The organism is Nonomuraea angiospora, from assembly GCF_014873145.1.
Classification (GTDB): domain Bacteria; phylum Actinomycetota; class Actinomycetes; order Streptosporangiales; family Streptosporangiaceae; genus Nonomuraea; species Nonomuraea angiospora.
Window position 1 is genome coordinate 10,675,425 of the sequence record NZ_JADBEK010000001.1, and the last position, 12,755, is coordinate 10,688,179.

A 12,755-nucleotide genomic window follows, 5' to 3' on the forward strand; every position below is an offset into this window, starting at 1 on the left:
GGTGCACTGACCGAAAGGAACGCCATGGACGCCCGACCATCTTTCCGCCGCCACTTCAGGGTCGAGGTCATCGAGGGAGACGGGGTCTTCCTGATCAACGAGCGCGACACGCACGTGCTCACCGGCCGGTCGATCGAGGCGGTGGCCGGACTGCTCGACGGCAAGCACACCGTCAACGACATCCTGGTCGCGGTGGAGCCGGACATCCCGCCGGAGAACGTCTACTACGTGCTCCAGACGCTCCGGCAGCGGGATCTGCTGGTCGACGTCACCGAGGACGTGGAGCGGAGCACGGCCGCGTACTGGGAGATGGCGGGACTCCAGGCGCAGGAGGCGGTCGCCGCGGTGCGCGGCGGGCGGGCCGAGCTGCTCACCGTCGGTGAGGTGCCCGCCGAGGAGCTGCGGAGCCTGCTGGTCGCCGAGGGCGTCGAGGTGACCGGCCCCGGGGAGGACGCGGCGCTGACCGTCGTGCTGACCGACGACTACCTGCGCGGCGAGCTGGCCGACATCAACCGGCGGCACCTGGCGGAGCGACGGCCATGGCTGCTGGCCCGCGCGACCGGCCCCGTCCTCTGGCTGGGCCCCGTCTTCCAGCAGGGGGAGGGCGACGGCGGTTGCTGGCGATGCCTGTCCCAGCGGATGGAAGGGCACCGGCAGTCGCTGACGTACGTGGAGGACCGGTTGCGGGCCGGCCGCCCGCTGGCCCTGCCCGCCGCCGACCTGGCGCTGACCCGCGGCGCGGGCGTGCGGCTCGTCGCGGCCGAGGCGGCGAAGTGGCTGGCCGGGGTGAGGAGCCCGCAGCAGCGCGATCTGATCACCTTCGACACCATGCACCTCGGCGCCACCCGCCACGAGCTGCGGCGCAGGCCGCAGTGCCCCGAGTGCGGCGACGCCGGCCTGATGGCCGCGGCCGCGCAGTCCCCGGTCGAGCTGCGCTCACGGCCCAAGACCTTCACCGCCGACGGCGGCCACCGCTCCCGGCACCCGGAGGACACCGCCGAGCGGTACGCCCACCTGGTCAGCCCGGTCACCGGCGTCATCCGCGAACTCACCCGGATGGACACCAGAACGCCGTTCGTCAAGGCGTACGTGGCCGGGCACAACTTCGCCCGGGAGACCCGCGACCTCGCCACGCTGCGCAAGGGCCTGCGGACCCAGAGCGCCGGCAAGGGCATGACCGACCTGCAGGCCAAGGTCAGCGCCATGTGCGAGGCGATGGAGCGCTACTCGGGCATCTTCCAGGGCGACGAGGCCAGGCGCACGGCGAGCCTGCGGGAGCTCGGCGCGGACGCCATACACCCGAACACCTGCTCGCTCTACAGCGACGCCCAATATCGCACCCGCCGGGAGCTCCGCACCGGCAGCAGCTACTCCTACGTCAACGACCCCTTCGACGAGGACGCCTCGATCGAATGGACGCCCGTGTGGTCGCTGACCGAGCGGCGGCACAAGTACCTGCCCACCGGCTACCTGTACTACTACTACAACAACGGCTCCCGCCCCACCGGCCCGCTCTACGCCTGGGCCGACTCCAACGGCAACGCCGCCGGCTCCTCCCTGGAGGACGCCGTCCTGCAGGGCTTCATGGAGCTCGTCGAGCGGGACGCGGTGGCCGTGTGGTGGTACAACCGCCTGCGCCGGCCCGCCTTCGACCTCGGCACCTTCGCCGACCCGTGGATCTCCGAGTTCCAGGAGGTCTACGCCGGTCTCGGCCGCGACCTGCACGTGCTCGACCTCACCAACGACCTCGGCGTCCCGGTGGCCGCCGCGATCAGCCGCCGGGTCGACGGGCCGACCGAGGACATCCTCATGGCCTTCGGCGCGCACTTCGACGTGCGCATCGCCGTCCAGCGCGCCTTGGCCGAGCTGAACCAGTTCATCCCCGCGGTCATCGACGTCGGCGCGGACGGCGTCACCCGTTACCGGTTCCCCGAGCCCGACCAGATCGACTGGTGGACGAACGCGCGCGTCGCCGACCACCCCTACCTCTCGCCCACCACGACCTCCGTGCCCGCCTCCGCCTACGACCGGCCGGCCACCACCGACCTGCTCGACGACGTCGAAGCGGCCCGCGCGCTGGTCGAGGAGCGCGGGATGGAGATGCTCGTGCTCGACCAGACCAGGCCCGACATCGGCCTGCCGGTCGTCAAGGTCATCGTGCCCGGCCTGCGCCACTTCTGGCGGCGGCTGGCCCCCGGCCGCCTCTACGACGTGCCCGTACGGCTCGGCTGGCTCGCCGAGCCCACCCCGGAGGAGCAGATGAACCCCATCACGATGTTCCTGTGACCGGCTCCGTGGTCCCCACGCCCCTGCCGATGGTGGGCCTGCGCGAGGACGCCGTCGTCGAGTCCGCGCACGGCGTGCTGACCATCGCGCAACCCTTCGGCACGGTCACCCTGCGCGGCCTGCCGCAGGCCGTCGAGTCGCTGCTGCGCGAGCTGCCCGGCACGCTGGCCGACCAGGACGAGCTGGCCGATCGGCTCCTCGCGGCGGGCGGCAGCAGCCACGACGCTGCCCTGCTGTACCTGACGCTGTCGCGGCTGAGCCCGGTCCTCGTCCACGCGGTCGAGCCGCTGCTGCGGGTGGTGCCCGTCGCCCGCGACGCCCGCTTCCGGCCGCCCGTCCTCGCCCCCGGCGACACCGTGCGCCTGTCGAGGTTCGCGCTCGTCCGCAGGGCGGACGAGGGACTCGTCCTGGAGTCCCCGCTGTCCCGGCACCGCGTCACGCTCACCGAGGACGCCATGCCGCTGCTCGCGGCGCTCGGCCGCCCGGTCATGGTGAAGGAGGCGCCGGAGGCGATCGGCCATCTGGTCGCCGCCGGCATGGCCATCGCCGGAGACGCCGAGGAGCGCGACCCCGCGCTGCGCTCGTGGGACTTCCACGACCTGCTCTTTCACGCCAGGAGCAGGGCGGGGCGGCACGACCAGCCGTTCGGCGCGACCTTCCGCTTCCTGGACGAGACGCCGCCACTGGTGATCAAGCAGCCTCCCGAGGGCGCCGCCGTCGAGCTGTACACGCCCTCCCTGGAGGAGGCCGCCGCGGCCGACCCGCCGTTCACCACCGTGCTGGAGTCGCGCAGATCGGTGCGCCAGTACGCCGGCCCGCCGACGGTCCGGCAGCTCGGCGAGCTGCTCTACCGGGCGGCCAGGGTCAGGCGCGTCTTCGGGCCGGGGCCGGGCATGCCGTACGAGGCCAGCAGCAGGCCCTACCCCGGCGGCGGCGCCGTCTACGAGCTGGAGCTGTACCTGACCGTGGCCCGATGCGAGGGCCTGGACAGCGGCGTCTACTACTACGACCCGCTCGGGCACCGGCTCGTCACGCTCCCCGCCAGGGACGAGGACGCGCGGGCGATGCTGGCCGCGGCGAGCCAGGCCACGGGCGGGACGGCCAGCCCGGACGTGCTGATCACCATCACCTCGCGCTTCCAGCGCATGTCGTGGAAATACTCCTCGATCGCCTACGCCGCCACGTTGAAGACCGTCGGCGCGCTCTACCAGACCTTCTACCTGGTGGCCACCGCGATGGGCCTGGCGCCCTGCGGCCTCGGCAGCGGCGACGCCGACCTGGCCGCCCGCACCCTCGGCCTCGACTGGGCCACCGAGTCGTCGGTCGGGGACTTCCTCATCGGCGGCGCCCCCGCAGAGTCCGATCCGCACAGACAAGGAGACCGCTGATGGCCGAAAGCATCTACATCCTCGGGGACGAGGACCGCAGGAAGTTCGCCCGGCTGGTGGCGGCGGCGTGGCAGGACGCCGAGCTGCGGGGTCGTTACGAGAGCGACCCCAGGGCCCTGCTGAGCCAGTACGGCATCGCCTACCCCGAGGGCGTGCCCACACCGCCGCTGCCGCCCAAGCCGGAGGGCGAGTTCGACATCACCGACCTGGAGACGGCCGCCGGCACGTCCGCGCCCAGCTCGGTCAGCACCATACTCACGCTCACCACCATGACCGGGCCGAGCGTCCCCGACACGGCAGGCGACACGTTCTGACCCGATCGCGCTCGTATCCACACATAAAAGGAGACCTCTGATGGCTGAGAGCATGTACGTCTTCGGGGACGAGGACCGCAGGAAGTTCGCCCGGCTGGTGGCGGCGACGTGGCAGGACGGCGGGCTGCGGGGTCGTTACGAGAGCGACCCGGGGGCCCTGCTGAGCCAGTACGGCATCGCCTACCCGGAGGGTGTGCCCACGCCGCCGCTGCCGCCCAAGCCGGAGGGCGAGTTCGACGTCGCCGAGCTGGAGTCGGCCGCCGGCTCCGTGGCGTACACGACGGACGGCACGGCCAGCTCGATCGGCACCGCCCTGTGCAACTCGGTCTGCTTCGGCGACCCGCAGTGAGCGAGACGGTGATCGAGGTCCTGGGACTTCGCAAGCGCTACGGGGATTTCACCGCCGTGGACGACGTCTCCTTCGACGTCCGCACGGGGGAGGTGTTCGCCCTCCTCGGCACGAACGGCGCGGGCAAGACCACCACGATCGAGATCCTGGAGGGCTACCTCAGGCCCTCCGGGGGCACCGTGCGGGTGTTCGGCGAGGACCCGGCGGGACACCGCGCCCCGCGCGCCAGGATCGGCCTGGTGCTGCAGGAGTCCGGCCTGTTCGGCGACCTGTCGGCGGCCGAGACGGTGGCCGCCTGGAGCAGGTTCACCACCGGCGCCAGGCCCGTGGCCGAGGCGCTGGAGCTGGTGGGGCTGTCCGGCCAGGCCCGGACGCGGGTCAAGCGGATGTCCGGCGGCGAGCGGCGCAAGCTCGACATCGCGCTGGCCACGCTCGGAAGCCCCGACCTGCTGTTCCTCGACGAACCGACCACGGGGCTCGACCCCGAGGCCCGCCACCGGGTCCGCGACCTGGTCAGGGATCTCGCGGCCGGCGGGATGACGGTGCTGCTCACCACGCACTACCTGGAGGAGGCCCAGGAGCTCGCCGGCCGGGTGGCCATCATGGACAAGGGCAGGATCGTCACCCAGGGGACGATGGCGGAGGTGCTGGGCCGGGGCTCGGGCCGGGTCGCCTTCGACGTGCCCGAGGACACCGCCCTCGAAGGGCTGCCGGTGGGCGAGCAGGACGCGCTCACCGTGACCGGGCGCCGGTGCGTCATCGTCACCGCCGAGCCCGAGTCGGTGGCGCACTCCGTGCTCGGGTGGGCGCACGCGCGTGGCGTGCGGCTCACCGGTCTGGACGTCCGCCAGGCGACGCTCGAAGAGGTCTTCCTCGACATCGCCGGCGCGCACGGGGAGGAGGTCAGGACGTGACCGCCTACACGCTCGCGCACTTCCGGCTGACCCAGATGCTGTTCTGGCGCACGCCGGTGTCGGTCGGCGTCGCCCTGTTCTTCCCCGTCGTGTTCGGGGGGCTGATGCCGCTGATGCTGCCGGGCGGGACCAGGGACGGGGCGCCGGTCGACGTCGCCATCATGACCGGCGTCATCGTGATGGGCATCGCCAACCTGGGCTTCATGACCCTGGTGGAGTCCTTCGTCGTGCGGCGGCAGCTGCTGATACTCAAGCGGCTGCGCGGGACGGAGCTGCCCGACCTCGCCATCTTCGGCGGGGAGATCCTCACCGTGCTGTCGATCGGCCTGCTGCAGCTCGTGCTGATCGTCGGCCTGGCCAGGGTGATGCACGGTGTCGAGCTGCCGGCCAACCCCGCCCTGCTGGTGGTCACGGTGCTCCTCGGGCTCGCGGTGTTCGCCGCGATGGCCGTCGCGGTGAGCGGCAGGATTCCCGCGCAGGGCTCCACGGTCGTGGTGAGCCTGCCGTTCCTGCTGCTCGCCATCGGCCTGTCCGGGTTCGCCTACCCCGTCTCGGCGTTCCCCGGCTGGTTGCGGATCGTGTCCTCCTTCCTCCCGTTCGGGCGGGTGGCCGAGGGGGTCAGCACCGCCTATCTCGGGCGGGACTACGTGGGACACGCGGGGGCCGGCGTGCCCCAAAAGGTCGGGGTCCTGGAGGGCTTCCTGGTCATGTGGCCGGGTTGGCTCGTCCTGGCCGCCTGGCTCGTCCTGTCATTGCTCGCCGCGAAAAGGTGGTTCAAGTGGGAGCCTCGCAGAGGCTGAGGGGCGTCGGGCCGGGCACCGTACGGCTGGCCCGCGCCACGGCCGGGGTCTTCCTCGTCGGTATGGCGGCCTTCGTCGCCGTACCGCTCGCGGAGGCGCTCGGCGCCTACTCCTCCGTCAGGGTCGTGACCGCGGTCGTCCTCGTCATCGGCCTCACCGGCTGCTACCTGTGGCTGGCGGTGCGGGCCGTGCTCGACCGGGGTTCGCGGTGGGATCTCGCGGTGCTGGCCGTGATGTGCGTGCTGGCCCTCGCCGTGCCCTTCGCCGCCGGGCCCACCTGGCTGAGCGTCGGGTTCATGCTTCCGCTCGCGTTCGCGGTCACGCTGCGGGGCCGGTGGGCCGCGCTGGGGTTCTTCGCCTCGCTGGCCGCCGGCCTGGTCCTGCCCGCCTCGCAGGACCTGAGCTGGGTGCTCTTCGGCTCGCTGCAGAACCTGCTCACGGCCGGCGCGCTCGCGGGCCTGACCATCTTCGCGACCTTGCTCGCCGAGTTGCAGCGCACCCGCGAGGAGGCCGCCAAGCTCGCCATCACCGAGGAGCGGCTCAGGTTCGCCCGTGAGCTGCACGACGTGCTGGGGCACAACCTCTCGGTCATCGCCATGCGGACCGAGCTGGGCATCCGGGTCCCGCCGGAGGAGATCGGGCGGCTGCGCCGCGAGCTGACGGAGATCCACGACATCGCCAGCCGCTCGCTGCACGACGTGCGGGCGGTGGTCAAGGGCTACCGCGAGATGTCGCTGGAGAGGGAGCTGAGCGGGGTGCGCCGGGTGCTGGAGACCGCCGGCGTCCGATGCGACTTCGCCGAACTGCCGCCCTCGTTGCCGCCGGAGGTCCGCGTGGCGCTGGCCTGGGCGGTGCGCGAGGCGGCCACCAACCTGCTGCGCCACAGCGACGCCACGGTCTGCCTTCTCGGGGTCGAGACCGAGGGCGACCGCATCACAGTGACCGTCGCCAACGACGGCGTACGCCCGGACAGCGACTCGATCACCGCCGGCGCGGCGGCCGGGGCCGGGGCGGACGCTGAGGTGACCGTGGGCGGAAGCGGCCTGGCCGGGCTCGACGAGCGGCTCGCGCAGGTGGGCGGGAGCTGCGGACGGCACACCGAAGACGGCTGGTTCACGCTGTCGCTGGACGTTCCCGGCCGCCCCCTGGCGGCCACACTCACCTCTGCTACAGGAGACCGGAGATGATCAAAGTTCTGATCGCGGAGGACCACGACCTCATCAGAGGTGCCCTGATCGCCCTGCTGTCGGAGGAGCGGGACATCCGCGTGGTCGAGGAGGTGTCCAGGGGCGACGAGATCGTGCCCGCCGTCGTCGGCTCCAAGCCGGACGTGGCGCTGCTGGACATCGGGCTGCCGGGCATCGACGGCCTCGAGGCGGCGGGCCTGATCAAGGAGCTGGAACAGCCGCCCCCGGTGCTCATTCTCACCAGTGTCGGCACGCCCGGTAACTTCGAGCGGGCCATGGCCGCGGGGGTGCGCGGCTTCCTGGTCAAGGACGCGCCCGCCCACCGGCTCACCGACGCCATCCGGGTGGTGGCCAGGGGCGAGCGTTACATCGACTTCGACGTGGCCGCCGACGGCGGCGAGCAGGAGATCGACACCAATCCGCTGACCGCGCGGGAGATCGCCGTGCTGTCGGCCGTCGCGGCCGGCGGGCGGGGCAGCGACCTGCGCAGCACCTTGGGCCTGTCGATCCACACGATCAGGAACTACCTCGCCGCCGCCCGCCTGAAGACGGGCGCCCGCAGCGACGAGGAAGCCGTGCGCATCGCGCGGGCGAACGGGTGGCTGAACGAGGGACCGGTGGCCGCCGGTAGTTGATTCCCGGGCCAGGAAGGCGTCACGATCGGTACGAAATCATGATGCATCCTGACATATGGGAGTGCGCCGGTGGCCCATGACAGCGAAGCGCAGGTCAGGTGGTTGACGACGGCCGTCGTCGCGGTCACCGGGGCGCTGTGGGGCCTCACCCCGCTCGCCTTCCTGCTCGACGGCGATCCGGGCCGGGCCCTGATCGCGCTCGCGCTGCTCGGAGGGCTGCTCGTGGTGTACGCCAGGATCGTCGCCCGGCACATCGCGGGCACGAGCCAGGGGCCTCACCGGGCGCGGATCTTCCTGCTGTTCGCCGTCGTCGTCTACGGGGCGATCCCGTTCCAGGGATCGGTGTGGATCTACACGCCGCTCGTCGTCGCCACCGCCGGGCTGCTCCTGCTGCCCTTCCGGTACGGCGTCATCGTGCTCCTGGCGGTGGCCGCCGCCGAGTACCCGCTGACGCTCGTCGAGTGGGGTCCCGTGGCGTCCTCCGCGGCGCAGCGGGCCGCCGGAGTGCTCGTCGCCTCGGTGGTCGCCGCGGGCATCGTGCATTATGCGAGGTTCGTCCGCGAGCTGCGCGAGCTGCGGGTCGCGCTGGCCGAGATGGCCGTGGACCAGGACCGGCTGCGGCTGGCGGGGCAGCTGCACGACCTGCTCGGCCAGACGCTGGCGTCGATCACCCTGAAGACGGAGCTGGCCCTGGCCCTGGTCGACGTGAACCGCAAGCAGGCCGCCGCCGAGGTGGAGGGGACGATCGCCATCGCCGGCGAGGCCCGCGCGGAGATCGGCGACGTCGTGGAGGCCAAACGCTCGCTCGACCTGGGCGCGGAGCTGACGGCGGCCGCCGCGCTGATCGAGCTCACCGGCGCGACCTGCGACCTGCGCCTGGGCTTCAAGGAGATCGACAAGGAGACCGGCGGCGTGCTCGGCTGGATGGTACGCGAGGCGGCCACGAACATCGTCAGGCACAGCGACGCCCGGCACTGCCTGATCGAGCTGGACGAGGTCGACGGACGCGTTCAACTGCTGGTGCGCAACGACGGCACCCGCCGCGAAACGGGCCATCAACCCGGTTCGGGGCTCGCCGGGCTGCGCCGGCGGGTGGAGAAACTGGGTGGATCCCTGGAGGCGGGCGCCACCGGGGAAGGCGTGTTCCAGTTGCGGGTCTGCCTGCCCGCCGTACACGATCGGGAGAGTGGTCACCGGTGATTCGCGTCCTGCTCGCAGAGGACCACGGCGTCGTCAGGGGCGCCCTGACAGCTCTGCTGAACCTTACAGGCGACATCGAGGTCGTGGCCGAGGCCGACCGAGGTGACAAGGTCGTCCCGCGCGCTCTCGCCTGCGGCCCGGACGTCGCCGTCATCGACATCGAGATGCCGGGCGTCGACGGCGTCGAGGCCACCCGCCGTCTCAGACCGGCGGTGCCGGACTGCCGCGTACTCATCCTCACCGGCCTGGCCAGCGCCGCGCTGCTGAAGCGGGCGATGGAAGCGGGAGCGAGCGGATTCCTGCTCAAGGACGCCCCCACGGAGCGGCTGGCCGAGAGCATCCGCCGGGTCTCCCAGGGCGAGCGGGTGATCGACGCCTCCCTGGCCCTGGCCGCGATGAGCGCCACGGTGACCCCGCTGACCGAGCGGGAGGTGGCCGTGCTGGGGCTGGTCGGCTCGGGCGCCAGCACCGGCGAGATCGCCGCCGAACTGCACCTGTCGGCGGCGACGGTTCGCAACTACATCTCCAGCGCCATCACCAAGACCGGCGCCCGCAACAGGACCGACGCCGTTCGGATCGCCGCCGAATCAGGCTGGATCGAAGGCCTCCGCCACCCCTGACCGCCCCTCGCCCATCCGGCCCTCGATCCCGGGGGCGGCGGCCGGGCGCGGCGAAAGCCCGACGACAGCGCCACGCCAGGACCACGACAGGTCCGTTTCCTAGCGTGTGTCCGTGTAAGGGGGCCCGGTTCGACACGGAGGGGAAAACACATGCGTGGAAGGCAACTCGGCCTGGTCATGGCTTTGGCGGCCGTCGTCACGGGGGCGCTCCTGACCGCCCCGACCGCGGCGACGAACGCGGCGACGAACGCGGGGACGAGCACGGGGGCGACGGGGGCGACGACGGGGGCGCGGGCGGGGGCGCGGGCGGCGGCAGGGCCGATCGACTGCGGCGGCTGGTGGCACTACACCGGAAACAACCCGCAGTCCGTACGGATGGTGCGGTGGGGCGGCGCCAATGGGCGTCCCAGTTCAACGTCATGTCCGGCTACGTGCAGGGCATCCAGCACGGCTGGGCCCAGCTCTCCGGAGCCAAGAAGGGCGACTGGGTCACGCTGGACGTGACCACCGACGGCGGCAGGACGCGGGGGTACTGCGGGCCGTTCGAGGCGCGCTGGGACGGCGAGATCGTCATAACGCCGGCCGCGCGCACGTCAAGCGACCCGACCTGAAGTTCCGCGCCTGCGGCGCCCCGGCGGGAGTCCCCGGCAGCCGGGCGGTCTGCACGACGCCCTGGTGATCCGACCCGGGGGACGCGTCAGGGATACGTTGAGTGCCCTCGCGGGCCGACGCCAGGGCCGGCGTGCCCGTCAGTTTCTCGATGATCTCATAGTCGTCGTCGGGGCAGAGGCACAACCCGATCAGCGGGTAGACGAGCACGTGCGCGGGGAGCTTGCGAACGCGACGCTCCCCGCATCCGCGCATGGCGATGGCCGGGTCCAGGACCTGGCAAGGGATCAGCGAAGTCAGCGCGCAAACCGCGCTCGGATCCGTCAACCGCCCGGAACCGCCCGTGTCCCTGGAAAGATCATCAAGCGTCGCTACCTGCAAGATCGCTGTCTGGGCGGCATAGGACCGCTCGCCTGACTCTTAAGCGGGCCGCGGACATCCAGGCTGGCTGGGAGGCGAAGGCCCAGACCTACCCGGCGGCGGGTCAGGCGTTGGTCTTCACATTGCTTGAGTCGCGGGCACTCCGGCGCTGGCGTGCCCTCCTTACTACGTAGACCGGGGAGATCAGCAGGGCCAGGGAGCCAAGCGTGAGTACGACTGATCCCACGACATCGAAGCGCCCCGGCCTATAGACCGCTGCGGGACCGCCGACATCGATCGCCGATACCCGGTCACCGGATGCAAGCTCGTACCGGTTGAACCCTCGGATGCTGATGTAGTCCTCGCGTCGGTCGGCGGAGACATAGGAGCCGGACCAGGAGCAGCTGGTACGGGGACCGCAGACGCCCAGCTCTTGAGCGGTGAAGGTCCCCATGACACCGTCGCCCCGCACGGCCCTCACCTCGAATGCGATGGTGCGGACGGCGAGGAGCGTCATCAAGATGCCCGCCACCAGCAGCACCGGCACGAGGAGCAAGATAAGAGTAAACGCGCGCCGGGTCTGGTGGTTCATCACCGCTCCGTAGGCCTTTAGACAGCGTTACCAACATCATCCATTCCGCAGCACGGTGTTTCCAGGGCCCTGCGGTGTGCCCTGCAGCTAACGGGTGGTCGAGTGATGGGCGATCGATGTCGCCCTGGTTGGCAAATTAAACAACGCCATCGGCCGACCTGGCCCGGAGGGCACCCGGTCCGGGGTGGGTATCAGGCGGCCCACCGCTTCGGAGGTCAACGGGTGGGTTCGATGGCGCCGTTCAGGCGCGGGTGCGCCGTCAGGCGCGCCCCTGGAAGGGCAGTCCGAGCGGAGCGAGGGCCTTTGGGGTTGGGGTGGGTGTCAGCAGGGTCACCACCCAGTCGGGTAACGGGTGGGTGGTTTTGGCCCACCTACCCCGGTCGACTTCGCTGACGTATTAGCCTGATAATTGCGTCCCGCTTTTTTCTGGATGGGAGGGCGGATGAAGGCCGATCCCGTTGTTCTGCTTACGGCGGTGTTCAGTCTCCTTCTTGGGCTCGGGGCCTTCGGCTGGCAGTGGCGTTCGCCGGACGGTGGGAACGAGCGGGTGCACATGATCTCCTGGACCCTGCTCGCGCTCTTTCCCGTCACGCTCCTGTTCTCATTCTTCCCGCAGAGCCAATTCTCCGCCGAGATCAAGGGTGCCACCATGACGGGCGCCGTCGGGTTATGGGCGTTCATCTGGTGGTACGGGCTGCGGTCCCTGCGCACCGCGAACCGGGCCGATGAATATCGGAAGGAGATCCGTGCGCTGCGGGAGCAGATCGACACGCATGCCAAGATGCGGCGGCCGCAGCCCATCGAGGAGACGCGCACGTACGAGTACGCCGTCCACGGCCGGCCCTCCCGGCGGCTCGTGCTCATCACCGGCGACCTGCGCAACGTCAAGGACGTGGACGTCTGGGTGAACTCCGAGAACACCGACATGCAGATGTCCAGGTTCCACGAGCGGTCGATCTCCGCCGTCATCCGGTACGAGGGCGCCCTGCGCGACCCCCTGACCGGGCGGGTGGTCGAGGACTGCGTGGCCGACGAGCTCGGCCGGCGGGTGGGTGCCAACGTGCCCGTGGAGCCGGGAATCGCCATCGTGACCGGGGCGCACCAGCTCGCCGGGCGCAACGGCGTCATGGGCATCGTGCACGCCGCCGCCGTCCACGGGGCCGCCGGCGTCGGGTACCGCCGGGTGGACGATCTCGGAACGTGCGTGCGCAACGTGTTCCTGCGGGCCGAGGAGATCGCCGACGGCGGGCGGCGGGCGGGTTCTATCGTGTTTCCCATCTTCGGGACCGGGGAGGCGGCGGCCGATGTCGAGTCCACGGTCCAGAGCATGCTGACGGCCATTGTCGCCCACCTGACCGACGGCCGTCCCCGGCACGTCGAAACCGTCTATTTGCTGGCCTACACCGACGCGGAATTGGCGGTCTGCGAAAAAGCGCTTGACGCGTGCGCGCATATCTCTTCGGCCGGGAAGGCCGGGAAGAAACGTACCCGGCAAAAATAG

Annotated in this window: 14 protein-coding genes; 12 read left to right on the forward strand and 2 right to left on the reverse strand. The window is 71.2% G+C overall.

Annotated features, from left to right (window positions below; genetic code table 11):
• Positions 1-24: 24 nt before the first annotated feature.
• From H4W80_RS49185 to H4W80_RS49235, 11 genes are all read left to right on the forward strand, one after another.
• Positions 25-2,286, forward strand: coding sequence for a TOMM precursor leader peptide-binding protein (locus tag H4W80_RS49185; protein ID WP_192791360.1), 2,262 nt, complete (start codon positions 25-27; stop codon positions 2,284-2,286).
• Positions 2,283-3,674 (forward strand): SagB/ThcOx family dehydrogenase, encoded by a 1,392-nt coding sequence (locus H4W80_RS64070; protein ID WP_192791361.1) that lies wholly within the window; start codon positions 2,283-2,285, stop codon positions 3,672-3,674. Before H4W80_RS49185 ends, H4W80_RS64070 begins: the two co-directional genes overlap by 4 nt.
• Positions 3,674-3,988: a hypothetical protein gene (locus tag H4W80_RS49195; RefSeq protein WP_192791362.1), complete on the forward strand. Its 315-nt coding sequence runs from the start codon at positions 3,674-3,676 to the stop codon at positions 3,986-3,988. The genes H4W80_RS64070 and H4W80_RS49195 overlap by 1 nt, the downstream gene beginning before the upstream one ends.
• A gap of 40 nt (positions 3,989-4,028) precedes the next feature.
• The gene (locus H4W80_RS49200) at positions 4,029-4,337 is read left to right on the forward strand and encodes a hypothetical protein (RefSeq protein ID WP_192791363.1); all 309 of its coding nucleotides are present in this window, start codon (positions 4,029-4,031) and stop codon (positions 4,335-4,337) included.
• Between the two features lie 8 nt (positions 4,338-4,345).
• Positions 4,346-5,251, forward strand: a complete 906-nt coding sequence (locus H4W80_RS49205) for an ABC transporter ATP-binding protein (protein WP_318787413.1) — start codon at positions 4,346-4,348, stop codon at positions 5,249-5,251.
• Positions 5,248-6,051 carry an ABC transporter permease gene (locus H4W80_RS49210; protein ID WP_192791364.1) on the forward strand — a complete coding sequence of 268 codons (804 nt, stop codon included), beginning with the start codon at positions 5,248-5,250 and terminating at the stop codon, positions 6,049-6,051. The genes H4W80_RS49205 and H4W80_RS49210 overlap by 4 nt, the downstream gene beginning before the upstream one ends.
• Positions 6,030-7,238, forward strand: coding sequence for a sensor histidine kinase (locus H4W80_RS49215; protein WP_192791365.1), 1,209 nt, complete (start codon positions 6,030-6,032; stop codon positions 7,236-7,238). Before H4W80_RS49210 ends, H4W80_RS49215 begins: the two co-directional genes overlap by 22 nt.
• Entirely contained in the window at positions 7,235-7,873 is a 639-nt protein-coding gene (locus H4W80_RS49220) for a response regulator transcription factor (protein ID WP_192791366.1), read from the forward strand. Before H4W80_RS49215 ends, H4W80_RS49220 begins: the two co-directional genes overlap by 4 nt.
• A gap of 69 nt (positions 7,874-7,942) precedes the next feature.
• Positions 7,943-9,073: a sensor histidine kinase gene (locus tag H4W80_RS64075; RefSeq protein WP_192791367.1), complete on the forward strand. Its 1,131-nt coding sequence runs from the start codon at positions 7,943-7,945 to the stop codon at positions 9,071-9,073.
• Positions 9,070-9,693, forward strand: coding sequence for a response regulator transcription factor (locus H4W80_RS49230; protein WP_192791368.1), 624 nt, complete (start codon positions 9,070-9,072; stop codon positions 9,691-9,693). Before H4W80_RS64075 ends, H4W80_RS49230 begins: the two co-directional genes overlap by 4 nt.
• Positions 9,694-10,076: 383 nt before the next feature.
• On the forward strand, positions 10,077-10,304 hold the full coding sequence (locus tag H4W80_RS49235) for a hypothetical protein (RefSeq protein ID WP_192791369.1): 228 nt from the start codon (positions 10,077-10,079) through the stop codon (positions 10,302-10,304).
• Here H4W80_RS49235 and H4W80_RS64815 read toward each other — a convergent pair.
• Positions 10,264-10,683 carry a transposase domain-containing protein gene (locus H4W80_RS64815; protein ID WP_192791370.1) on the reverse strand — a complete coding sequence of 140 codons (420 nt, stop codon included), beginning with the start codon at positions 10,681-10,683 and terminating at the stop codon, positions 10,264-10,266. The two genes, H4W80_RS49235 and H4W80_RS64815, sit on opposite strands and share 41 nt — an antisense overlap.
• Positions 10,684-10,786: 103 nt before the next feature.
• Entirely contained in the window at positions 10,787-11,254 is a 468-nt protein-coding gene (locus H4W80_RS49245; RefSeq protein ID WP_192791371.1) for a hypothetical protein, read from the reverse strand.
• Positions 11,255-11,729: 475 nt separating this feature from the next.
• Between H4W80_RS49245 and H4W80_RS49250 the strand changes: the two genes are divergently transcribed.
• Positions 11,730-12,755, forward strand: a complete 1,026-nt coding sequence (locus H4W80_RS49250) for a macro domain-containing protein (RefSeq protein WP_192791372.1) — start codon at positions 11,730-11,732, stop codon at positions 12,753-12,755.

Bases quoted from the DNA above. Each gene is read 5' to 3' on its own strand.
- H4W80_RS49220 (WP_192791366.1), top strand. From the start codon at position 7,235: ATGATCAAAGTTCTGATCGCGGAGGACCACGACCTCATCAGAGGTGCC.
- H4W80_RS49195 (WP_192791362.1), top strand. From the start codon at position 3,674: ATGGCCGAAAGCATCTACATCCTCGGGGACGAGGACCGCAGGAAGTTC.
- H4W80_RS49200 (WP_192791363.1), top strand. From the start codon at position 4,029: ATGGCTGAGAGCATGTACGTCTTCGGGGACGAGGACCGCAGGAAGTTC.
- H4W80_RS49245 (WP_192791371.1), bottom strand. From the start codon at position 11,254: ATGAACCACCAGACCCGGCGCGCGTTTACTCTTATCTTGCTCCTCGTG.
- H4W80_RS49185 (WP_192791360.1), top strand. From the start codon at position 25: ATGGACGCCCGACCATCTTTCCGCCGCCACTTCAGGGTCGAGGTCATC.